Raw genomic sequence first — 21591 nt, forward strand, 5'->3', positions numbered from 1 at the left:
GAGCCGGGTCGAGGCTGGTGCCACAGCCGGGCCTGATGTTTTATCGATTGAGATCGGGAGAGAGACGGGTTATGTCCGACGTGAGCGAGCTTGAGAACGAGAGTGCGGTCTATAGAACCTTGCTGGAGTCCACCAAGGCCATTCCCTGGAAGATCGACTGGGCGACCATGAAGTTCGCCTATATCGGCCCTCAGATCGAGAGCCTGCTTGGTTGGAGCCGTGAAAGCTGGGTCAGTGTCGAAGACTGGGCCATGCGCATGCACCCCGAGGACCGCGAATATGTGGTGAATTTCTGCGTGAGCCAGTCCCAGGCCGGCGTGGACCATGAGGCTGACTATCGCGCGCTGACCAAGGACAACGGCTATGTCTGGATTCGCGATGTGGTCCATGTGGTGCGCAATGCGCAAGGCGAGGCCGAAGCGCTGATCGGCTTCATGTTCGACATCAGCGAGCGCAAAAAGACCGAGGAAAGGCTGCTGAGTCTGCAAAAGGAGCTGGAGGTGCTCTCCTTCAAGGATGGCCTGACCAGCATTGCCAACCGGCGCTGCTTCGATACCAGCTTCGAGCAGGAATGGGAGCGCACGCGCAGCGATGGCAAGCCCCTGTCCATGCTGCTGTTCGATGTCGACTTCTTCAAGCAATACAACGATTTGTACGGTCATATCCAGGGCGACAAATGTCTGGTGGATATTGCCCAGACCCTGAGCCTGGCGCTGGACGGACAGCGTGACCTGGTGGCGCGTTACGGTGGCGAGGAGTTTGTGGTGCTGCTGCCCGAAGCCGATGCCGAAACTGCGCAAAAAGTGGCCGAGCGCTGCCAGCGCCTGATCCAGAAGCAGTCCATCGTGCATGCGCTGTCGCCCCATGGCAGGCGGGTCACCATGAGCATTGGCGCGGGCACGGTGCAACCGGCAGAGCATGATCGACCTGCCAGCTTTATCGAAGCCGTGGACCGGCAGCTCTATGCGGCCAAGAACAAAGGCCGCCACCGGATTGAAAGCGTCATCTTGAGCGCTTGAACCCTGCCCAGGCCTGCGTGTGGCAGGCGCCCGGCAAGGAAATACCCGGTGTCAGGCCTGCAGCACTTCGCCCGGCACGCGTACCCAGCCTTCCATCAGAATGCGGGCGCTGCGGCTCATCAAGGCCTTGGTGACTTGCCATTGACCCTGGTCGGTCCTGGCCTCGGCCCCCACACGCAGGGTGCCGCTGGGATGGCCGAAGCGTACGGACTGGCGCTCGCCGCCGCCCGCCGCCAGATTGACCAGCGTGCCTGGAATGGCGGCAGCCGTGCCTATGGCGACGGCTGCCGTGCCCATCATGGCGTGGTGCAGCTTGCCCATGGAAAGCGCCCGCACCACGAGATCGATATCTTTGGCGGCAATCGCTTTGCCGCTGGAGGCTGTGTAGCTTTGCGCGGGAGCCACAAAGCCTATCTTGGGCGTGTGCTGGCGTGTGGCAGCTTCACCCAGATCCTTGATCAGGCCCATCCTGAGTGCGCCATGGGCGCGGATGGCTTCGAACCTGGCCAGGGCGGGGCCATCGCTGTTGATGGCATCCTGCAGTTCGCAGCCGGTATAGCCCAGCTCTCTGGCATCGAGAAAGATGGTCGGAATGCCGGCATTGATGAGGGTCGCGCAAAAGCGGCCGACGCCGGGCACATCCAGCTCGTCACTGACATTGCCGGTGGGAAACATGGCAGCTCCGTCCTCACCCTCATCGGCGGGGTCCAGGAACTCCAGGGCCACTTCGGCAGCGGCAAAGGTCACGCCGTCAAGTTCGAAGTCCCCTGTTTCCTGCACCTGACCATCGCGGATCTGCACATGGTTGATGATGGTCTTGCCGATATTGGCTTGCCAGATGCGAATGGTGGCCACGCCGTTGAGCGGAATGCGCTCTGCCGGAATCAGACCCATGTGAATGGCGCAGGGACCGACGGCAGCGCTCAGGTTGCCGCAGTTGCCGCTCCAGTCTACAAAAGGCTGATCGATGGACACCTGGCCGAACAGATAGTCCACATCGTGATCGGCGCTTGTGCTCTGGCTGAGGATCACGCCTTTGCTGGTGGAGGATGAGGCATTGCCCATGCCGTCAATCTGTTTGCCATAAGGGTCGGGGCTACCCAGGGTGCGCAGAAAGATGGCGTCGCGAACAGGGCCGGGCTGCCGGGCCGCTTCGGGCAGATCCTGCAGCTTGAAGAACACACCTTTGCTGGTGCCTCCGCGCATATAGGTGGCGGGAATGCGGATTTGCGAAGTGAGGGACATGGAATGGCAAACAAACAAGGTATTCAAGGCTCAAGCCAGGGCTTGAGACTTGAATCAGTGAAACAGATGTAGCTGTTGAGGACGAGGCGGAGAGCCGGAAGCCAATGGCCAGCGATGCAGCACCTGGTAGCGTAACTGCTTGCCTGTGCCGGTTCGCTCGACCAGCTGGATCTCATCGATCAGCCAGTCGACGGGATCGATACGCCGAGTGGGCAGGGCATGTAGAGCTCTGTAGCTGATGGTGATATGCGGTCTATGGCCGCCATCCTTGAAACCGTGGGATTTCAACTCGGTCTGCAGCGTTGTCAGCAGCTGGTTGAAAGGCTCTGGACGTCCGCGGGTTAGCAAAGACCAGTGAATGCGCTCGCCCTCCTCACCGCGAATGCGGTTGAAGCTGAGCTCGAAGGCCTTCAACTGCGCCGCTTGCACTGCATTGCCTGCGGCCAGCAAGGCGAGCAGTGCCTCTTGCCCGGAGTCAAAAGGGCCGCACCAGGTTTGGTGCCAGTTATCTGGAGAGAACATGCGCTCGCCCAGGTCCTTATCAAGGCCCAAGGCGCTGATCCGGGCACGCAGGCGATGACGTTCCGGGCTTTGGGGCTGGGTGACAATCAGCATGCGTGCCTGGCTCATAGCTGCTCCTTAGCTCACAAGTTCAGCCGTTGACGCGGAATCGGCTGTGGCGCTACCCGTCAGGAAGTCCAGGGCAAAGCGCTGCAGCACGCCACCGGCTTCGTAAATCGAGACCTCTTCCGCGGTATCGAGGCGACACAGTACCGGCACTTCGGTGCGGGCGCCGGTCGTGCGGTGGATATGAAGTGTAAGCCTGGCCTGGGGGCTACGCTGGCCGATGACATCAAAGCTCTCGGTGCCATTCAACCCCAGTGTGTGGCGGCTCGTGCCGGGCAGGAACTCCAGCGGCAACACCCCCATGCCGATCAGATTGGTGCGGTGGATGCGCTCGAAGCCCTCAGCCACGATGACCTCCACACCGGCCAGGCGAACGCCCTTGGCTGCCCAGTCGCGGCTTGATCCCTGGCCGTAGTCGGCTCCGGCGATGATGACCAGTGGCTGCTTGCGCTCCATATAGGTCTCAATGGCTTCCCACATGCGCATGGTCAGTCCCTCGGGCTCGACGCGAGCAAGAGAGCCCTGGCGCACCTTGCCCTGGTCGTCCACCACCATTTCGTTGAGGAGCTTGGGATTGGCAAAGGTGGCGCGCTGTGCGGTCAGGTGGTCGCCGCGATGCGTGGCATAGGAATTGAAGTCCTCCTCGGGCAGACCCATTTTGTGCAGATACTCGCCTGCGGCCGAGTCCATCAGGATGGCGTTGGAGGGCGAGAGGTGGTCGGTTGTGATGTTGTCGGGCAATATGGCCAGAGGGCGCATGCCGCGCAAAGTGCGCTCGCCCGCGAGGGCTCCCTCCCAGTAGGGTGGGCGGCGGATATAGGTGCTTTGCGGGCGCCAGTCATACAGTGCCTCGACCTTCTCGCCCTGGTCTGCGCGGATGGCGAACATGGGCTCGTAGACCGAGCGGAACTGCTCGGGTTGGACGGCAGCCTTGGCCACGGCGTCGATTTCCTCGTCGCGGGGCCAGATGTCCCTCAAACGAATCTCCCGACCCTGGAAGACGCCTAGCACATCGTTTTCAATGTCGAAGCGAATCGTGCCGGCGATCGCATAGGCTACAACCAGCGGCGGCGAGGCCAGGAAAGCCTGCTTTGCATAGGGATGGATGCGACCATCGAAGTTACGGTTGCCCGAGAGCACAGCCGTGGTGTAGAGATCTCGGTCGATGATCTCTTGTTGAATCACAGGGTCCAGAGCGCCACTCATGCCGTTGCAGGTGGTGCAGGCAAAGGCCACCACGCCAAAGCCCAGCGCCTCAAGATCATGCAGCAGGCCGGCTTGTTTCAGATACAGCGGCACGGTCTTGGATCCGGGAGCCAGAGAGGTCTTGACCCAGGGCTTGCGCTCCAGGCCCAGATTGCGCGCATTGCGCGCCAGCAGGCCGGCCGCGATCACATTGCGTGGGTTGCTGGTATTGGTGCAGCTGGTAATGGCTGCAATGATGACGGCCCCATCGGGCATCTGCCCTTCGGCCTGCGTCCACTCACCGGCAATACCTTTTGCCGCAAGCTCGCTGGTTGCCAGGCGGGCGTGTGGATTGGAAGGGCCGGCCATATTGCGCACCACGCCGGACAGATCAAAGCTCAGTGTACGTTCGTATTCGGCACTTTCCAGGCTATCTGCCCACAGACCTGCCTGTTTGGCGTAGTTCTCGACCAGTTGCACCTGCTCGGGCTCGCGCCCCGTCAGGCGCAGATAGTCGATCGTCTGTTCGTCGATCGCAAACATGGCCGCCGTGGCACCATATTCGGGTGCCATATTCGAGATGGTGGCGCGGTCGCCGATCGAGAGGCTGCGTGCGCCTTCACCATGGAACTCCAGATAGCTTCCCACCACTTTTTGCTGACGCAGGAATTGGGTCAATGCCAGCACGATGTCAGTGGCAGTGATACCGGCCTGCCTCCTGCCAGTGAGTTGCACGCCAACGATTTCGGGCAGGCGCATCCACGATGCACGGCCCAGCATCACGTTCTCGGCTTCGAGCCCGCCCACGCCCACGGCGATCACTCCCAGTGCATCGACATGTGGTGTGTGGCTGTCGGTACCTACCAGAGTATCTGGGAATGCTTCACCATCGATAGCATGGATCACAGGGCTCATGCGCTCCAGATTGATCTGGTGCATGATTCCGTTGCCTGGCGGAATCACCTCCACATTCTTGAAGGCTCGCTTGCACCAGTCGATGAAGTGAAAGCGGTCCTCATTGCGCCGGTCTTCGATGGCGCGGTTTTTCTCGAAGGCCTCGCGGTCGTAGCCACCGCACTCAACGGCCAGCGAATGATCGACGATCAGCTGCACGGGCACCACGGGATTGACAGCGGCCGGATCGCCACCTTGCTCGGCAATCGCATCACGCAGGCCGGCCAGGTCGACCAGCGCTGTCTGGCCCAGGATGTCATGGCAGACCACGCGGGCCGGGAACCAGGGAAAATCGCGTTCGCGCTTGCGTTCAACGATTTGCCTGAGGTACTCGGTCAGGTGGGCCGGATCGCTGCGCCGCACCAGGTTCTCGGCATGGACGCGACTGGTATAGGGCAGTGTGGTCCAACTGCCGGGGCGGATGGCTTCCACAGCGGACCGGGCGTCGAAGTAATGCAGCGCAGTGCCGGGCAAGGGTTTACGGTGGGGGTGGTGAGTCATTGTCTCGGGGATTCTTTTAGTAGTCTCAATAGGCCAGAGCCGAGCGTGAGGCTTCTGCGTTGCCGGCGCTGTGGCAGTGCGGGGATTGTGAAAGGGCTGCAGGCAATGGTGAAGGCATCGGCGCTTGGCTTGTCGGCTGCATGGCGAGCTGTGTACCCAGTGCGAGTTGGAGCCGGGCCTGCGACACGCGCAGCAACTGCTCGCAAAGCTGCGTGCTGGCAGTCTGCATCTGGCGTTGCCGCGCCAGATGGCCAGCCAGCAGGCTGCTCAGCAAGCGAGCCTCGGCCACCTGGGCTGCACTCAGGCAGGTCACGCTCATGCCGCGCCGGGGCTGAGCCGTCAGCAATCCTTCATGGCATAGCAGCTTCATGGCCTCGCGCACAGGAGTGCGGCTCACGCCAAACTCCTGCGCCAGTGCTCCGTCATTGATGTCCGATCCGGGCGGTAACTGATGGCTCAGAATGCGCTCGCGTAGCTTGTCGGCGATGGCAATGCACAGGGAATGGGCTTGCATGGGCTGGGCAGACATTGATGGAGCTTACTGGCGTGCCTCGATAGGCACGAAATGCAGGTCGTCCGGGCCTGTGTAGTTGGCGCTGGGACGGATGATCTTGTTGTCCTGGCGCTGCTCGATGATGTGCGCTGCCCAACCGCTGGTGCGGGCAATCACGAACAGCGGCGTGAACATGGTGGTGGGCACGCCCATCATGTGATAGCTGACGGCGCTGAACCAGTCGAGGTTGGGGAACATGTTCTTGACCTCCCACATCACCGATTCCAGGCGTGCGGCAATGTCGTACATCTTGCTGCTGCCGGCCTCGTCCGAGAGCTTTTTGGCCACGCCTTTGATGACCACATTGCGAGGGTCGCTCACGGTATAGACGGGGTGGCCGAAGCCGATCACGACTTCCCTGGCATCCACGCGGCGGCGGATATCGACCTCGGCCTCTGCCGGGTTGTCGTAGCGCTTCTGGATCTCGAACGCCACCTCATTGGCTCCGCCATGCTTGGGGCCGCGCAGAGCGCCTATCGCAGCGGTAATCGCCGAGTACATATCGCTGCCCGTGCCTGCCACCACGCGGGCCGTGAAGGTTGATGCATTGAACTCGTGCTCGGCATACAGATTGAGCGAGGTATGCATGGCGCGCACCCAGCTCTCGCAAGGCCTTGTGCCATGCAACAGATGCAGAAAGTGGCCACCGATGGAGTCGTCCCCGGTTTCGACCTCGATGCGGCGGCCCGAGTTGCTGAAGTGGTACCAGTAAAGCAGCATGCTGCCCAGGCAGGCCATCAGGCGGTCGGCGATATCGCGGGCGCCAGGAGGATTGTGGTCGTCTTTCTCCGGCAGCGCGCAGCCCAGGGCGGAGACACCGGTGCGCATCACGTCCATGGGATGGCTGGCGGCGGGTAGCTGTTCCAGCGCAGTCTTCACGCTGCCGGGCAGGCCGCGCAAAGCCTTGAGCTTGGCTTTGTAGGCCCTGAGTTCGGCGTGGGTGGGCAGTTTGCCGTGTACCAGCAGGTGGGCAATCTCCTCAAACTCGCAGACCTCGGCAATGTCCAGAATGTCGTAGCCGCGGTAGTGCAGGTCGTTGCCGTTCCTGCCCACGGTGCACAGTGCAGTGTTGCCTGCTGTCACGCCGGAGAGGGCGACGGACTTTTTTGGCCTGAAGCTTGCGGCGGCGTGGTTAATGGCGGTTGAAGATATTGGGGATGTTGGGGCTGTCACAGTGCTCATGGGTGTCTCCTTTGGATGTGCAGTGCAGGTCCTTGCTGGTCTGCGATACTTCGCAATCTACGCATTTGCTTTCTCTGCGTATAGAACTGAATTGGTGAATGCTTGCGAAACTGAATGCATGTATTTGCAAATTTTGCGAATCTTTGAGATCAACAAACAAGGAGCAAGCTAATGGCCAAGACCTTCATGGGCGTGCGTCTGCGCAGCCTGCGTGCCGAGCGTGGTCTTACGCAGGCTGCGCTGGCCCAGGCGCTGGAGTTGTCACCCAGCTATCTGAATCAGATCGAGCAGGATCAGCGCCCGCTCACGGTGGCCGTGCTGCTCAAGATTCACAGGGTGCTGGGCGTCGATATCCAGCAGTTCTCCGAGGATGAGGAGGCCCGCTTGCTGGCGCAATTGCGCGATGCGGTGGCCGCCATGCCTCAGCCAGAAGGTTCGGTGCCGCTTCCCGAGCTGCGTGAGGTCGCAGCCAAGCTGCCGCAGCTGGCACAGATGCTGCTGGCCATGCACCAGCGTCACCTGGCGGACGCCGAGCGGCTGGAGGCCTTGACCGCCCATCTGGGTGATGGCCGCGCCGGGCCGGATGCCGACACCTCAGTTCACGGAGATGTCGCCGGGAATGGCGCAATGGCAGGCCTGCTGGCTGAGCCCTCGCGCCAGATGCCCTTCGAGGCGGTTCGTGATTTCTTTTTTTCCCACCGCAATTACCTTGATGCGCTTGATCGTGCAGCCGAAGCGCTGGCTCGGCAGGCTGCAGAGCAAGGCGGTCATCTGCATGATTGGCTGCAATACCGGCTGCAGGCACGACATGGTGTATTGGTTCTGCATGCTCATGTTGGGAACGCTGAGAAATCGGGCAGCCATAGGCGCTACGATGCGCTCACGCGCACCTTGTATGTGGCTCCGCAACTGAGTCCCATGCAGCAGGCATTTCAGCTGGCTACGCAACTGGCGCTGCTGGAGTTTGATTCACTGCTTGAAAGGGAGCTGCAAAGCGTGCCCTGGCAGGACGAGGCCACGCGCCGGCTGGCACGCATGGGGCTGGCTAATTATGTAGCTGGGGCATTTGTGCTGCCATATGGAGAGTTCTTGCGTGCAGCCGAAGGCCTGCGCTACGACATAGACTTGCTGGCAAGGCACTTCGGTGTGGGCTTCGAGACCGTCTGCCATCGTCTCTCAACCTTGCAGCGACGCGATGCGCCGGGTGTGCCGTTTTTCTTTATCCGAGTGGACCGGGCCGGCAATATCAGCAAGCGCCAGTCGGCCACGCATTTTCATTTCTCCAAGACAGGCGGCACCTGCCCGTTGTGGGTGGTGTACGAGGCTTTTACCCAGCCGGGCCGCATAGTGCCCCAGCTCGCCAGCATGCCGGACGGGCGCGTCTACCTGTGGATTGCTCGCACCATCAGCCATGCCGGCCAGGGCTGGGGGGCTCCAGGCAAGACCTTCTCCATCGGCCTGGGCTGCGACTTGCAGCACGCCGCGCGGCTGGTGTACTCCCAAGGCATGGATTTGCGCAATATAGCAGCGGCCACACCTATCGGCATGGGCTGCAAGGTATGCGAGCGCAGCGCTTGCCCGCAACGTGCTTTTCCTTACGTAGCCAAACCGCTCAAAGTCAATGAAAACGAGAGCGGATTTGTCCCCTATGGCGGTTAGTTGCTGTTGCCATGTGCGGTGCAGTTGAGGGGGAGGCATCTGACGCTGGATTGCTGTCACCAACTGATTAACAGGCGTGAAAATGCATTGGAGCAAAAATCTGTATTGTATTTATTGCTATTTATTTGATAGCTTTCCGAGAAAATTTGCTTAGTCTTCTTGGACGATGGGCTGAGGGCGATTTCTTCATACGCTGTCTCCAAGTTTTGATTGCACATCAACAAGGAGACAAGAATGCGTTTAGCCGGAAAAGTTGCCGTGGTCACGGGGGCGGGCCAGGGCATGGGGCGAGCGATTGCACAGCGTTTTGCCGATGAGGGTGCCACTGTGGTGGCCGTGGACTTGAATGAAGAAGCAGCCAGACAGACCCTGGAGGGCAGGGGCGGCAAGCATCTGGCCCGTTCCTCCAATGTGGCCGACAGCGCTGCGGTCGATGCGCTGTTTGTCGAAATCCGCGAAAAGCTCGGCGCCGTCGACGTGCTGGTGAACAACGCCGGCGTAGGCTCGGTGGACCAATTTGCCGATATTCCTGATGCGACCTGGGAGCGCGTGATTGGCGTGAACCTGAACGGCGCTTTCTACTGCGCCCGTGCCGCCGTCAAGCAGATGCAGGAAGGCAAGGGTGGTGCCATCGTCAATATCTCCAGCACCTCGGCTGTCAGCGGTGACGGTCCGGCGCACTACTGCGCCTCCAAGGCCGCCCTGATGGGCTTGACCCGTGGCATGGCCAAGGAACTGGCGTCCAAGAAGATCCGTGTGAACACACTGGTTCCCGGACCCACCAACACGCCCATGATGCAGGGCATTCCCCAGGAGTGGGCCGATGCCATCATCGCGGGCGTGCCCATGGGTCGCATGGCTGAGCCAGAAGACATCGCCAAGGTGGCAGTGTTCCTGGCCAGCGACGACAGTGGCTTTGTGACGGGTCAGAACGTGGCAGTCAACGGCGGCAGCGCCTTCCTCTAAGGAGAGACAAGCATGAGCAAGCGTCTGGAAGGAAAGATTGCATTTGTGACCGGTGGTGGTTCCGGTATCGGTGCCGCAACGGCTGAGCGTTTCGCACAGGAGGGGGCAACCGTGGTGATCTGCGGCCGCCGCAAGCAGCCTCTCGACGAAGTCGTGGACAGGATCAAGGCAGCAGGCGGCAGTGCCGAGGCCATCGTGGCCGACGTGGGCAACGAAGCCCAGTTTGTCGGAGCGCTGGAGCAGACTGCCAAAAAGCATGGCAGCCTGGACATTCTGGTCAACAACGCCATGGCCTACACCTGGGGGGGCATCGATGGCATGACCACGGCCGACTGGCATGCCAATTTTTCCACCTCGGTGGATGGCACTTTCTGGGGAACGCGTACTGCGCTGAAGCTGATGGGGGCCAAGGGTGGTTCCATCGTCAATATCAGCTCCATCTGCGGCACGCTGGGCACACCTTTTATGTCGGGTTACTCGGCAGCCAAGGCGGCCATTCTCAACTTCTCGCGTGCTGCAGCCGCCGAAGGTGCGCCTGCTGGCGTGCGCGTGAACGTGGTGATTCCTGCCGTGGTGGAGACCCCTGCGACAGCGGGAATGCTGGCTGATGAGGCATCGCGCAAGAACACCGAAAAACTCATTCCCATGGGGCGTGTGGGTCAGTCCAGCGAGCTGGCGAATGCCGTGCTGTTTCTGGCCAGCGACGAGGCCAGCTATGTGACAGGTGCCGCCTTGCCCGTGGATGGCGGCCGTTCCGCGGTGCTGGTGACGGCACTGTAAGAAAGAGGCTGAAGAGATGAGTGAACCCGTGAATCAGTGGCCACAAACGCTGGAAGAGCGTATCGACAGGCTGGAGTCGCTGGATGCGATTCGTCAACTGGCTGGCAAGTATTCCCTGTCGCTGGACATGCGTGACATGGACGCCCATGTGAACCTGTTCGCTCCCGATATCAAGGTGGGCAAGGAAAAAGTGGGGCGGGCGCATTTCATGGCCTGGCAGGACAGCACGCTGCGTGACCAGTTCACGGGAACCTCGCACCATCTGGGCCAGCACATCATCGAGTTTGTGGACCGGGATCACGCCACCGGCGCGGTCTACTCCAAGAACGAGCATGAGTGCGGTGCCGAGTGGGTCATCATGCAGATGCTGTACTGGGACGACTACGAGCGCATTGACGGCCAGTGGTATTTCCGTCGCCGTCTGCCCTGTTACTGGTATGCCACAGACCTGAACAAGCCGCCGATTGGCGACATGAAGATGCGCTGGCCCGGTCGTGAGCCCTACCATGGCGCTTTCCACGACCTGTTCCCGAGCTGGAAGGAATTCTGGGCCCAGCGCCCCGACAAGGATGAGTTGCCGCAAGTGGCCGCGCCAGCGCCCCTGGAGCAGTTCCTTAAAAGCATGCGCCGTGGCACACCCGCGCCGCGCATGCGTGTGCGCTAAGGAGTCGGCATGAGTCAAACGCTTTTCACGCCCACCCTGCTGGGCAAGATTGCTCTGCAGAACCGCGTGGTCATGGCCCCCATGACGCGCAACCGCGCCGATGCCGATGGCACGCCCACCGACATCATGGCCGAGCACTATGGCCAGCGCGCTGATGCGGGCCTGATCGTGGCTGAAGGGGCCTGGCCCGAGGTCACGGGTCAAGCCTACTGTCGTCAGCCCGGCATCGAAACTGCCGCTCATGTGCGCGGCTGGCGCCGTGTGACGGACGCCGTGCATGCGCGTGGCGGATCCATTGTGCTGCAGATCATGCACTCCGGTCGTATCGGCAGCAGCCATATCAAACCCGCTGGTGTGCGTTCCGTATCGGCGTCCGCCATTCAGGCTCAGGGCAAGATCTGGACCGATGCGGCAGGCATGCAGGATTTCGACCAGCCCCAGGCATTGACCACCGAAGAAGTGCGCACGGCGATTGCCGGGCATGCTGCAGCTGCTCGGCGCGCCATGGATGCGGGCTTTGACGGCGTCGAGCTGCATGGCACCAGCGGTTATCTGAGTCTGCAGTTCCTGCACTCCAGTACCAATCAGCGTACCGATGAATATGGTGGCAACGCCAGCAGTCGCTCACGTTTCGCTGTGGAATGCCTGGGCGCCATGGGGGAGGCCATCGGCATCGATCGCGTGGGGCTGCGCCTGAACCCCGGCAACACCTTCAATGACACGGCGGATGAAAACTCCGCGGCAACCCATGCCGAGCTGATGCGTCAGGCCGCCAAGCTGGGCATTGCCTATCTGCATGTGATGCGTGCGGTCTTCGATCCTTCAATCGATGCCTTCAAGCTGGCGCGTGAGAACTTTGGCGAGAACCTGATTCTCAACGATGGCTTTGATGCGCAAAGCGCCGAAGTCGCGTTGCAGGCAGGCGAGGGCAAGGCGGTATCTTTTGCGCGGCATTTCATCGCCAACCCCGATCTTGTGCAGCGCATGCGCCAGGGCCTGCCTCTGGCCAGGTTTGACCGCAACACGCTCTACACCCCTGGTGCCAGGGGCTACAACGACTATGCGTCTGCAGAAGAAGTGCAGACCGTCTGATCCATCAAGAAACTGAGTTCATCGTGTTGGCCGCATTCCCGTATGGGGGTGCGGCCTTTTTTTTCGTACTGCGGGTTTTCACGGCTGTCGCAAGGGTGTCGGATCGGCCTGTTTCAAAAGGCTGAAAGCAATCTAGTCTATTCCGCTGAACTACATGCTGATTCTTGTATGAGTGCTATTAAATTTGGGTGGTGAAGCGGCAAATCGTTAGTCTCAATGGACGATGTTTGCAAAGGCTCTCCTCTTCAGAATCCTCTGCATCACTAAAGGATTTGGGTTGGAGGCCCCGACATCATGATGGAAATACGTGGACTAGCGTACGTTGTTGCCGAGAGCTCTGATTTGGATCGCTGGGTCAACTACGCACGTGACGTGCTTGGCATGATGCCGAGCACCACTGCCGATGGCGATCTGCTGATCAAGATGGATGAGCGTCAGTTTCGCTTCCAGGTTCAGCCTGGCAGCAATGACAAATACTCCGCATCCGGTTGGGAAGTGGCCAACAAGCAAGCCTTCGAGCAGGCGCTCAAGGTGCTGCAGGCCGCTGATGTGCACTACGAAATGGGCAGCTCCGAACTGTGTGCCAAGCGCCATGTGCAGGAGTTGGCCATCGTGATGGATCCGTCCGGAAACCGTCATGAGATCGTCTGGGGCTTCAAGTCCGACTTCAGCCATTTCGCATCGCCCCAGGGTGTTTCGCGCTTCATCACCGGTGACTATGGTCTGGGCCACACCGTGCTGCCTGCTCCCGACTTTGACAAGACCGTGGCCTTTGTGCGCAATGTGCTGGGCTTTGGCCTCTCGGATATTTACAACTTCAAGCCCGCAGGCGATGCCGGCCCCACGGTCCGAATCCACTTCTTCCACTGCGCCAACGCTCGTCACCACAGCCTGGCTCTGGCCGAATTTCCTTCTCCCTCGGGTTGCGTGCACGTGATGGTGGAGGTGGACAACATGCCCGAAGTGGGTCGTGCCATGGACCGCATGCAAAAGAGCCAGGTCAAGCTCTCGGCCACTCTGGGTCAGCACACCAACGACAAGATGATCTCGTTCTACATGAAGACGCCCTCCAACTTCGACCTGGAGTTCGGCTATGGCGGCGCCATCATCGACTGGGAACATCACATCACGCACGAGTTCACGACCGTAAGCCTCTGGGGGCACGACTTCAGCGTGGGCCGCCCTGAAAACAACTGATAGGAGGCTTGGAGACATGGCCAATAAATTGATGACAGCGAAGGACGTTGTGGCATCCATCAAGGACGGCATGACGATCGGAATTGGTGGCTGGGGGCCCCGGCGCAAGCCCATGGCCCTTGTGCGCGAGCTGCTGCGCAGCCCCGTCAAGGATCTGACCGTGGTGGCCTATGGCGGTGCCGATGTGGGCATGCTGTGTGCGGCAGGCAAGGTCAAGAAGTTGATCTTCGCCTTCGTGTCGCTGGACTTCATCCCGCTGGAGCCGTACTTTCGCAAGGCCCGCCAGAGTGGTGAGATCGAGGTCATGGAAATTGACGAGGGTCATATGGTGCTGGGCCTGAAGGCTGCCGGCATGCGCATTCCCTACATTCCCACCCGAGTCGGTCTGGGCACCGATGTGCTCAAGCACAACAGCTCCATTCGCCTTATCGAATCACCCTACGACGGCAAGGAGTGGGTGGCGATGCCCGCCATCAATCTGGATGTGGCCCTGCTGCACGTGGATCGCGCGGACTCTCGCGGTGTCTGCCAGATTGCCGGTCCCGATATCTATATGGACGACCTGTTTGCGCGAGCCGCAACCAATACGTTTGTGAGCTGCGACGAACTGGTCGAGTCCAGCAGCTTCGATTCGGAGCAAGCCGCGCGCCTGGTGTTCTGGGAGCGTTCTGAAACCACGGGTGTCGTGCATCTGCCCGGCGGTGCTCACCCATCGTCTTGTGCTCCTCTGTATGGCTTTGATGTCAAGCACTTCAAGGAATACGCGGCCAGCAGCAAGGAAGAGGGCGGCTGGAGCAGCTACCAGCAGAAATACGTGCAGTGCACGGAGCAGGAATATCTGGAAAAAGTGGGTGGCATGGAAGCAATCAAGCGCCTGCCCTTGCCCGTGTTCTGAGGAGGCACAGAGATGAGTGAAATTGCATTGGTAGATCGCGTCATCTGCGCCGCGGCACGTGCCTGGGAAAACGACGGCGAGGTGTTGGCCACCGGCATTGGCCTGGTGCCACGTCTGGCGGCTTCGCTGTGCATGCGTTCCATCAACACCGATCTGATGATGACGGACTCCGAAGCCTGGGTGGTCAATGAGCCCGTGCCCGTAGGTCCACGAGGTGAATACAAGATCAAGCGTGAAAGCTGGATGGGTTTCTCGCGCATCTTCGACAACGTCTGGGGAGGCAAGCGCCACGCCATGGTGGGCCCCGTGCAGGTGGACCGCTTCGGTCAGGGCAATATCTCCATGGTGGGCAGCGACTACGCTCGTCCCAAGTCCATGATGCTGGGGGTGCGCGGCTTCCCCGGCAATTCGATTAACCACGCGAATTCCTTCTTTGTGCCCAACCACAGCACCAAGGTGTTTGTCCCGGGTGAGGTCGATGCCGTGGGCAGCGTGGGCTACAACCCTGCGCGCCTGGCCAAGGGCTGGACGCTGGAGGAGACCACCGACATTCGCTTCATCTTCACCAACCTGTGTGTGATGGACTTTGGCGGACCCAGTCATCAAGTGCGCCTGGTGTCGCTGCATCCCGGCGTGACGGCGGTGCAGGTCAAGGAGGCCACGGGCTTTCCGATCCATGTTCCCGAGAACGTGGGAGTGACACCTGATCCCACGCCCGAGCAACTGGCCTTGCTGGCTCAGCTCGATCCGCACAATCTGCGCGCTACGGCCATGGGAGTCTGATATGGATGATGCATCCAGCGAATTTGTGACACGCGAGGACAAAGCCGTCTATGAAACAGACGAGCCCGTTCTCTACAGCGTGGACAACGGCATTGCCACGGTCACCATGAATCGGCCCACGTTCAACAACGTGCAGAACTCGCAGATGACCTATGCGCTGGATGCTGCATTCCGCAAGGCGACCGATGACGATAGCGTCAAGGTCATCGTGCTGCGCGGCGAAGGCAAGCACTTCAGTGCGGGTCACGATATCGGCACGCCCGGCCGAGACATCAACAAGTCCTTTGACCGTGCACACCTGTGGTGGGACCACACCAACAAGCCCGGCGGCGAGCAGCTGTTTGCCCGCGAGCAGGAGGTCTACCTGGGCATGTGCCGACGCTGGCGTGAGATCCCCAAACCCATGATTGCCATGGTGCAGGGGGCATGCGTGGCGGGCGGTCTGATGCTGGCCTGGGTCTGCGACCTGATCGTGGCCAGCGACGATGCGTTTTTCCAGGATCCCGTGGTGCGCATGGGCATTCCCGGTGTGGAGTACTTCGCCCACGCTCACGAACTGCATCCGCGTATTGCCAAGGAGTTTCTGCTGCTGGGCGAGCGCATGCCGGCAGAGCGCGCCTATCAGATGGGCATGGTCAACCGCGTGGTTCCGCGTGCCGAGCTCGAGGACCAGGTCTATGCCATGGCCCAGCGCATGGCGGCACAGCCGCGTCTGGGCCTGGCACTGACCAAGATGGTCGTCAACAAGGCTGAAGAGCTGCAGGGGCTGCGTTCCACCATGGACATGGCTTTTGGCTACCACCACTTTGCTCACGCGCACAGTCAGGCGATGGGCATGGGGCAACTGGGCGGCCAGGATGCCAGGTCCATGGCAAAGGCCAATAAAGAAGAGTCAAAGGCATGAGCAATATGAACGATATGGGCAGTCTGCGCACTCCTATCTGCGACCTGCTGGGGTGCCGCTACCCCGTCATCCAGACGGCCATGGGCTATGTGGCGGGCGCTGATCTCGTGATAGGTACTACCAACGCCGGCGGCTTCGGCTTTCTGGCCGGCGCCACCATTCCCGCCGACAGGATCGAAGCCGAAATTCTGCGTGTCAAGCGCGAGACCGACGACCAACCTTTCGGGCTGAACTTTCACATGTTTCAGCCCAATGCCCAGCAACTGCTGGATCTGGCCGTGAAGTACCGTCTGCGTGCGGTGAGCTACGGCCGTGGTCCGGACAAGAAGGTGATAGGCCGTCTGCGCGATGCCGGCATCGTCTGCATGCCCACAGTGGGAGCCTTGAAGCATGCCCAGAAGGCGATCGAGATGGGCGCCAATGCCATCACTGTGCAGGGCGGTGAAGGGGGAGGCCATACCGGCAGCGTTCCCACCACGGTGCTGCTGCCTCAGGTTGTGGATGCGGTCGAGGTGCCCGTGATTGCCGCAGGCGGCTTTTATGACGGCCGTGGCCTGCTGGCTGCTCTGGCCTATGGCGCATCGGGTATTGCCATGGGCACGCGGTTTCTGATGACCAGTGATTCCAAGGTGCCCGCTGCCACGCTGCAGCGCTATCTGGCTGCAAGGGATGCGGAAAAGATCTCCATCTCGCATCTGGTCGATGGCATGCCCCAGCGCATGATTCCCAACGAATACCTGGCCATGCTCGAAAAAGCCAGCCCCATGAAGCGCTTGCGCATCGCCCTGGGTCTGGCATTGCAGTGGAAGGCCGAGACCGGCATGACCACGGGCCAGGCCTTGAGCATCTTCATCAAGGCCATGCGCGAAGACTCGTCATCCGTCGCACAGACCGTGATGGCTGCCAACGCCCCCATGTTGCTGCAGCGCTCCATGGTCGATGGCAATCCCGCAGAGGGCGTGATGTCTGCCGGCCAGGTGGCCGCGCTGATTGGCCGGCTCGACAGCTGCGAGGAAGTGATAGGCGGCATTGTCCGCCAGGCCATGGACCGTCGCAACGCATTGAACGCATTGACTCCCGCATAACAACAAGCCAACGAGACCGGATATGTCCACTCAACAATTTCACTCCAATATTCATGACAACGGCGTGGCGGAGCTGGTGATAGACCGTGCTCCCGTGAATGCCTTGAATGCAGCCGGCTGGAATGGCCTGGCCCGGGAAATCCAGGCGCTGGGCGACAGGCCCGAGGTGCGCGTGATCGTCATCCGTGCCGAAAACCGTGGTTTCTGCGCGGGTGTGGACATCAAGGAGCTGTCGACCAACGACAAGCTCATCATCGACGTGAACGCAGGCAACTACGCCACGTTCAAGGCCGTGCACCTGAACAAGGTACCCGTCATCACCGCCGTGCACGGCTTTGTGCTGGGCGGCGGCATCGGTATCTGCGGGGCATCGGACATCGTGATCGCCGCGGAAGACGCCACTTTCGGCCTGCCTGAAGTGGACCGCGGAGCCATGGGTGGTGCCGCCCATCTGCAGCGCATGTTCGGCGTGCAGAAGACTCGCTATCTGTTCTTTACGGGCGAGATGATCGCTGCGGCAGAAGCCCTGCGCCTGGGTGCCATCGAGCGTGTTGTTCCCCGTGAGCAGCTGCGCGACGTCGCCATGGAGATCGCCAACAAGATTGCCGCCAAGAGCCCCGCCATGATCCGCATCGCCAAGGAGGCGCTGACCGGCATCGAAGACGGCAATCTCGAAGACAAATACCGCTGGGAGCAGGGATTCACCCTGCAAGCCTATATGAGTCCAGATTCCGCCGAGACGCGCAGCGCCTTTGTGGAAAAGCGCGACGCCAAATTCTGAGCATCACTAGCGCGAAGAGGAGACAACCATGGATTTGACATACACCCCAGCGCAGAAGACCTTCCGTGCCCAGGTACGTGAATGGCTCAAGAACAATGTGCCCAAGGAACGACTGCAGAGCTATGACACTCGAGAGGGTTTCGAGCAGCACCGCCAGTGGGAAGCCAAGCTGGCCAGCGCCGGCTACAGCGCCGTGACCTGGCCCAAGGACCTGGGCGGCAGCGGCTGCGACCTGACCGAATGGCTGATCTTTGAAGAAGAGTACTGGGCAGCCGATGCGCCATCCCGCGTGAACCAGAACGGCATTCTGCTGCTGGGCTCCACGCTGATGGAATTCGGCACGCCCGAGCAGAAAGCCCGCTTTCTGCCCCGTATGGCCCGCTGCGACGATATGTGGGCCCAGGGTTGGTCCGAGCCCAACGCCGGCTCGGACATGGCTGCCATCAGCAGCCGCGCCACACGCATGGGTGACAAGTTCATTCTGAACGGTCAGAAAATCTGGTCTACCCGTGCGATCTTTGCCGACTGGGTGTTCGGCCTGTTCCGCAGTGATCCGACATCAAGCCGCCATCATGGTCTGAGCTACATACTGGTGCCCTTGAATACGCCCGGCATCACCGTGCGTCCCATTCGTGCCATCAATGGCCGTGAGCACTTTGCCGAAATCTTCTTCGACGATGTCGAAGTACCCGTGGAGAACCTGCTGGGTGCAGAAGGCAAAGGCTGGCATGTGGCGATGGCGACGGCCGGCTTTGAGCGCGGCCTGCTGCTGCGCTCTCCCGCCCGCTATCAGCGCAGTGCGCAGAAGCTGGTGGACCTGTATCTGCGCAATCAGGTCGAGGCCGACCGCGATCACTCCATTCGCGATGCCGTGCTGCGTGCCTGGCAGGGGGCGGAGGCATACACGCTGTCTTCCTATCACACGGTGGGCCGCCTGAACAAGGGCGCACAGATTGGCGCCGAAGCCAGCACCAACAAGATTGTCTGGTCCGAGCTGGACATCATGATTCACGAAACCGCGATGCGCATTCTGGGCGCGCGTGCCGAGCTCATCGATGACGTCGAGGCCAACGAATGGCTGGAAGGTTTCCTGTTCTCGCAGGCAGGTCCCATCTACGCGGGCAGCAACGAGATCCAGCGCAACATCATCGCTCAGCGCATGCTGGGTCTGCCCAAATCCTGATCGGCAGGGAGACAACCATGGACTTCACCTTTACCGAAGATCAAATCGCATTCCGTGACTCGATCAGCCGCTTTCTGATGACCGAAGCAGCCCCCGAGCTGCTGCGCGACATCTGGGAAACTCCGACCGGTCGCAGCCCCGAGCTGTGGGCCAAGATTGCAGAACAAGGCCTGATGGGCCTGTCCGCTCCCGAAGCCGATGGCGGCATGGGCATGGCCGATGTGGACTGGGCACTGCTGCTGCAGGAAGTGGGCTATTACGCTCTGCCCGATTCCCTGAGCGACACCGCCTATGTGGCTGTGGGCATGCTGTGTGCATTGCCGCAAGGACATGAGAGCCGTGTCTGGCTGTCCAGGATTGCCGAAGGCAGCTGCCGTGTGGCCGTGGGCCATCCCGTCAACCTCAATGTGGCGGACGCGGCATTGGCCGATGTGCTGTTGCTGCCCCATGCCACGGCCACCGGCCTGGAGCTGCACCTGGTCAGGCCTGCACAGTGCGAGATCACGGCGCTGAGCAGTATCGACTCTTCGCGCCGTCTGTCACGGGTACGCTGGACGGCATCCGATGCCACTCGTTTGCTCGACGGCACTCAGGGTCAGAAGGTCTGGGACACTGCCGGCGAGCGCGGTGCAATCGCCGCAGCTGCCCAGATGCTGGGCCAGGCTCAGCGCATGCTGGATCTCTCGGTGGACTATGTGGCGCAGCGCAAGCAGTTCGACAAGGTCATCGGCAGCTTTCAGGCCGTGCAGCACCACCTGTCGGACATCGTCACCAAGATCGAGTTTGCCAAACCTGTGCTCTACCGTGCCTTCTATGCGCTGCAGCACGGTGAACCCGATCTGGCCGTGCGTATCTCGCACGCCAAGCTCCAGTGCAGTGAAGCGAGCTGGTTTGCGGCACGCAACAGTCTGCAGGTGCATGGCGCCATGGGCTACACCTGGGAAGTCGATCTGCAGATGTTCATGAAGCGCGCCTGGGTGCTGGACGCTGCCTGGGGCGACAAGGCATACCACGCGGCCCGCCTGACTCAGGGCTTGCTGCGCAGTCCCAATGCCCCGGTGGGCCCCGGATCGACTTTTGATCGAGAAATCGATTCATGTGCCTCCTGCTCTGCGCAAGATGCTATTAAGAACGTTGCGGAAGAGGTGGCTGCATGAGCGCCCAGGCTTATATCGTTGATGCGCTGCGCTCTCCTACGGGAAAGCGCAAGGGCTCTCTTGCCACTGTGCACGGTGCCGATCTCGGCGCCCATGTGATCAAAGCGCTGGTCGAGCGCAACGACATTCCTGCAGCCGATTACGACGACGTGATCTTTGGCTGCGTGGACACCATAGGTTCTCTGGCTGGCGACATTGCCCGGACGTCCTGGCTGGCAGCCGGCATGCCCTTGAACGTGCCCGGCACCACAATTGATCGCCAGTGCGGCTCGTCCCAGCAAGCCATTCATTTTGCGGCCCAGGCCGTGATGAGTGGCACGCAGGACGTGGTGCTGGCCGGTGGCGTGCAGACCATGACCGCCATTCCCATTTCCTCGGCCATGCTCGCCGGTCAGCCCCTGGGCTTTACTACGCCGTTTGCCGAGAGCAAAGGCTGGCAGGCGCGTTTCGGTAACGCACCCGTCAATCAGTTCTACGCCGCCCAGCGTATTGCCGACCACTGGGGCGTGAGTCGTGCCGACATGGAAGTATTTGCCAAGGAAAGCCACGACCGCGCTTTGAATGCGCTTGCCGAGGGCCGCTTCGACCGTGAAATCGTCCCCTTTGGCGCTTTCAGGATGGATGAGACGGCTCGCCTCTCGACTCTGGAGAAGATGGCCACGCTGGAGCCGGTGGACGCCGACTATCCCTCCATCACTGCAGCCGTCTCAAGCTCCACCTGCGATGCGGCGGCTGCCGTGCTGGTGGTGTCCGAAGCGGCGCTCAAGCGCTACAACCTCAAGCCACGCGCCCGCATTCACCATATGAGCGTGCGCGCCGATGACCCCATTTGGCACCTGACCGCGCCGATTCCAGCCACGGAATATGCGCTCAAGAAGGCGGGCATGACCATGTCCGACATCGACCTGGTCGAGATCAACGAGGCCTTTGCTTCCGTGGTCATGGCGTGGCTCAAGGAGACTGGCTACGACCATGCCAGGACCAACGTCAACGGTGGTGCGATTGCGCTCGGTCATCCACTGGGAGCCTCAGGCGCCAAGCTCATGACCACGCTGCTGCACGAGCTGGAGCGCACCGGCGGGCGCTACGGCTTGCAGACCATGTGCGAAGGTGGAGGACAGGCCAATGTGACCATCATCGAGAGACTCTGACGGCAGACATGCAGGCACCTCTGGGTGC

General features: G+C 60.9%; 20 protein-coding genes. 15 read left to right on the forward strand and 5 right to left on the reverse strand.

What is annotated here, in order from left to right; all coding sequences use genetic code 11:
- Window positions 1-71: 71 nt before the first annotated feature.
- The gene (locus tag AAIL67_RS16145; protein ID WP_004341372.1) at window positions 72-1019 is read left to right on the forward strand and encodes a sensor domain-containing diguanylate cyclase; all 948 of its coding nucleotides are present in this window, start codon (window positions 72-74) and stop codon (window positions 1017-1019) included.
- Between the two features lie 51 nt (window positions 1020-1070).
- Here the strand turns inward: AAIL67_RS16145 and prpF are convergent, their stop codons facing one another.
- Genes prpF through prpC form a run of 5 tightly spaced genes read right to left on the reverse strand, consistent with a single transcriptional unit; the run spans window position 1071 to window position 7266 of the window.
- A complete protein-coding gene (gene prpF / locus AAIL67_RS16150) occupies window positions 1071-2264 on the reverse strand; it encodes a 2-methylaconitate cis-trans isomerase PrpF (RefSeq protein ID WP_063664664.1) in 1194 nt (397 codons plus the stop codon).
- A 54-nt stretch (window positions 2265-2318) separates the two neighbouring features.
- Window positions 2319-2894 carry a 2'-5' RNA ligase family protein gene (locus tag AAIL67_RS16155; RefSeq protein WP_034410325.1) on the reverse strand — a complete coding sequence of 192 codons (576 nt, stop codon included), beginning with the start codon at window positions 2892-2894 and terminating at the stop codon, window positions 2319-2321.
- Window positions 2895-2903: 9 nt separating this feature from the next.
- The gene (gene acnD / locus AAIL67_RS16160; RefSeq protein WP_343484379.1) at window positions 2904-5531 is read right to left on the reverse strand and encodes a Fe/S-dependent 2-methylisocitrate dehydratase AcnD; all 2628 of its coding nucleotides are present in this window, start codon (window positions 5529-5531) and stop codon (window positions 2904-2906) included.
- A gap of 25 nt (window positions 5532-5556) precedes the next feature.
- The gene (locus AAIL67_RS16165; protein ID WP_224650160.1) at window positions 5557-6045 is read right to left on the reverse strand and encodes a GntR family transcriptional regulator; all 489 of its coding nucleotides are present in this window, start codon (window positions 6043-6045) and stop codon (window positions 5557-5559) included.
- 24 nt (window positions 6046-6069) lie between these two features.
- A complete protein-coding gene (gene prpC / locus AAIL67_RS16170; protein WP_343484380.1) occupies window positions 6070-7266 on the reverse strand; it encodes a 2-methylcitrate synthase in 1197 nt (398 codons plus the stop codon).
- 171 nt (window positions 7267-7437) lie between these two features.
- On the opposite strand from prpC, the gene AAIL67_RS16175 reads away from it, so the two are divergent.
- The 14 genes from AAIL67_RS16175 to AAIL67_RS16240 all read left to right on the forward strand — a co-directional run bounded on the left by AAIL67_RS16175 (window position 7438) and on the right by AAIL67_RS16240 (window position 21563).
- Entirely contained in the window at window positions 7438-8925 is a 1488-nt protein-coding gene (locus AAIL67_RS16175; protein ID WP_063664657.1) for a short-chain fatty acyl-CoA regulator family protein, read from the forward strand.
- A 234-nt stretch (window positions 8926-9159) separates the two neighbouring features.
- Window positions 9160-9891, forward strand: coding sequence for a 3-oxoacyl-ACP reductase family protein (locus tag AAIL67_RS16180; protein WP_034378305.1), 732 nt, complete (start codon window positions 9160-9162; stop codon window positions 9889-9891).
- Window positions 9892-9903: 12 nt separating this feature from the next.
- The gene (locus AAIL67_RS16185; protein WP_343484381.1) at window positions 9904-10671 is read left to right on the forward strand and encodes an SDR family NAD(P)-dependent oxidoreductase; all 768 of its coding nucleotides are present in this window, start codon (window positions 9904-9906) and stop codon (window positions 10669-10671) included.
- Window positions 10672-10687: 16 nt separating this feature from the next.
- The gene (locus AAIL67_RS16190) at window positions 10688-11335 is read left to right on the forward strand and encodes a nuclear transport factor 2 family protein (RefSeq protein ID WP_343484382.1); all 648 of its coding nucleotides are present in this window, start codon (window positions 10688-10690) and stop codon (window positions 11333-11335) included.
- A gap of 9 nt (window positions 11336-11344) precedes the next feature.
- Window positions 11345-12427: an alkene reductase gene (locus AAIL67_RS16195; RefSeq protein WP_343484383.1), complete on the forward strand. Its 1083-nt coding sequence runs from the start codon at window positions 11345-11347 to the stop codon at window positions 12425-12427.
- A gap of 294 nt (window positions 12428-12721) precedes the next feature.
- Window positions 12722-13624 (forward strand): VOC family protein, encoded by a 903-nt coding sequence (locus AAIL67_RS16200; protein ID WP_034360167.1) that lies wholly within the window; start codon window positions 12722-12724, stop codon window positions 13622-13624.
- A 16-nt stretch (window positions 13625-13640) separates the two neighbouring features.
- A complete protein-coding gene (locus AAIL67_RS16205; protein ID WP_034360169.1) occupies window positions 13641-14519 on the forward strand; it encodes a CoA-transferase in 879 nt (292 codons plus the stop codon).
- 12 nt (window positions 14520-14531) lie between these two features.
- Window positions 14532-15302 carry a ketoacid CoA transferase gene (locus AAIL67_RS16210; RefSeq protein WP_034360171.1) on the forward strand — a complete coding sequence of 257 codons (771 nt, stop codon included), beginning with the start codon at window positions 14532-14534 and terminating at the stop codon, window positions 15300-15302.
- Window position 15303: 1 nt separating this feature from the next.
- Window positions 15304-16206, forward strand: coding sequence for an enoyl-CoA hydratase (locus AAIL67_RS16215; protein ID WP_034360173.1), 903 nt, complete (start codon window positions 15304-15306; stop codon window positions 16204-16206).
- Window positions 16203-17291, forward strand: a complete 1089-nt coding sequence (locus AAIL67_RS16220; RefSeq protein WP_034396759.1) for a nitronate monooxygenase — start codon at window positions 16203-16205, stop codon at window positions 17289-17291. The genes AAIL67_RS16215 and AAIL67_RS16220 overlap by 4 nt, the downstream gene beginning before the upstream one ends.
- 22 nt (window positions 17292-17313) lie before the next feature.
- Window positions 17314-18072 carry an enoyl-CoA hydratase family protein gene (locus AAIL67_RS16225; protein ID WP_343484384.1) on the forward strand — a complete coding sequence of 253 codons (759 nt, stop codon included), beginning with the start codon at window positions 17314-17316 and terminating at the stop codon, window positions 18070-18072.
- A 28-nt stretch (window positions 18073-18100) separates the two neighbouring features.
- The gene (locus AAIL67_RS16230; RefSeq protein ID WP_034360180.1) at window positions 18101-19255 is read left to right on the forward strand and encodes an acyl-CoA dehydrogenase family protein; all 1155 of its coding nucleotides are present in this window, start codon (window positions 18101-18103) and stop codon (window positions 19253-19255) included.
- Between the two features lie 17 nt (window positions 19256-19272).
- A complete protein-coding gene (locus AAIL67_RS16235) occupies window positions 19273-20412 on the forward strand; it encodes an acyl-CoA dehydrogenase family protein (RefSeq protein ID WP_034410342.1) in 1140 nt (379 codons plus the stop codon).
- Window positions 20409-21563, forward strand: coding sequence for an acetyl-CoA C-acetyltransferase (locus AAIL67_RS16240; RefSeq protein ID WP_343484385.1), 1155 nt, complete (start codon window positions 20409-20411; stop codon window positions 21561-21563). Before AAIL67_RS16235 ends, AAIL67_RS16240 begins: the two co-directional genes overlap by 4 nt.
- The last annotated feature ends 28 nt before the right edge of the window (window positions 21564-21591 follow it).

The organism is Comamonas sp. A7-5 (assembly GCF_039581385.1).
In the GTDB taxonomy this organism is placed as follows: Bacteria; Pseudomonadota; Gammaproteobacteria; order Burkholderiales; family Burkholderiaceae_C; genus Comamonas; species Comamonas thiooxydans.

Excerpts from the sequence above, each read along its gene's own strand:
- AAIL67_RS16205 (WP_034360169.1), top strand. The coding sequence starts at position 13,641 with ATGGCCAATAAATTGATGACAGCGAAGGACGTTGTGGCATCCATCAAG.
- prpF (WP_063664664.1), bottom strand. The coding sequence starts at position 2,264 with ATGTCCCTCACTTCGCAAATCCGCATTCCCGCCACCTATATGCGCGGA.
- AAIL67_RS16230 (WP_034360180.1), top strand. The coding sequence starts at position 18,101 with ATGGATTTGACATACACCCCAGCGCAGAAGACCTTCCGTGCCCAGGTA.
- AAIL67_RS16235 (WP_034410342.1), top strand. The coding sequence starts at position 19,273 with ATGGACTTCACCTTTACCGAAGATCAAATCGCATTCCGTGACTCGATC.
- AAIL67_RS16190 (WP_343484382.1), top strand. The coding sequence starts at position 10,688 with ATGAGTGAACCCGTGAATCAGTGGCCACAAACGCTGGAAGAGCGTATC.
- AAIL67_RS16200 (WP_034360167.1), top strand. The coding sequence starts at position 12,722 with ATGATGGAAATACGTGGACTAGCGTACGTTGTTGCCGAGAGCTCTGAT.
- AAIL67_RS16220 (WP_034396759.1), top strand. The coding sequence starts at position 16,203 with ATGAGCAATATGAACGATATGGGCAGTCTGCGCACTCCTATCTGCGAC.
- AAIL67_RS16180 (WP_034378305.1), top strand. The coding sequence starts at position 9,160 with ATGCGTTTAGCCGGAAAAGTTGCCGTGGTCACGGGGGCGGGCCAGGGC.
- AAIL67_RS16240 (WP_343484385.1), top strand. The coding sequence starts at position 20,409 with ATGAGCGCCCAGGCTTATATCGTTGATGCGCTGCGCTCTCCTACGGGA.
- AAIL67_RS16215 (WP_034360173.1), top strand. The coding sequence starts at position 15,304 with ATGGATGATGCATCCAGCGAATTTGTGACACGCGAGGACAAAGCCGTC.
- prpC (WP_343484380.1), bottom strand. The coding sequence starts at position 7,266 with ATGAGCACTGTGACAGCCCCAACATCCCCAATATCTTCAACCGCCATT.
- AAIL67_RS16210 (WP_034360171.1), top strand. The coding sequence starts at position 14,532 with ATGAGTGAAATTGCATTGGTAGATCGCGTCATCTGCGCCGCGGCACGT.
- AAIL67_RS16155 (WP_034410325.1), bottom strand. The coding sequence starts at position 2,894 with ATGAGCCAGGCACGCATGCTGATTGTCACCCAGCCCCAAAGCCCGGAA.
- AAIL67_RS16175 (WP_063664657.1), top strand. The coding sequence starts at position 7,438 with ATGGCCAAGACCTTCATGGGCGTGCGTCTGCGCAGCCTGCGTGCCGAG.
- AAIL67_RS16165 (WP_224650160.1), bottom strand. The coding sequence starts at position 6,045 with ATGCAAGCCCATTCCCTGTGCATTGCCATCGCCGACAAGCTACGCGAG.
- AAIL67_RS16195 (WP_343484383.1), top strand. The coding sequence starts at position 11,345 with ATGAGTCAAACGCTTTTCACGCCCACCCTGCTGGGCAAGATTGCTCTG.
- AAIL67_RS16145 (WP_004341372.1), top strand. The coding sequence starts at position 72 with ATGTCCGACGTGAGCGAGCTTGAGAACGAGAGTGCGGTCTATAGAACC.
- AAIL67_RS16225 (WP_343484384.1), top strand. The coding sequence starts at position 17,314 with ATGTCCACTCAACAATTTCACTCCAATATTCATGACAACGGCGTGGCG.
- acnD (WP_343484379.1), bottom strand. The coding sequence starts at position 5,531 with ATGACTCACCACCCCCACCGTAAACCCTTGCCCGGCACTGCGCTGCAT.
- AAIL67_RS16185 (WP_343484381.1), top strand. The coding sequence starts at position 9,904 with ATGAGCAAGCGTCTGGAAGGAAAGATTGCATTTGTGACCGGTGGTGGT.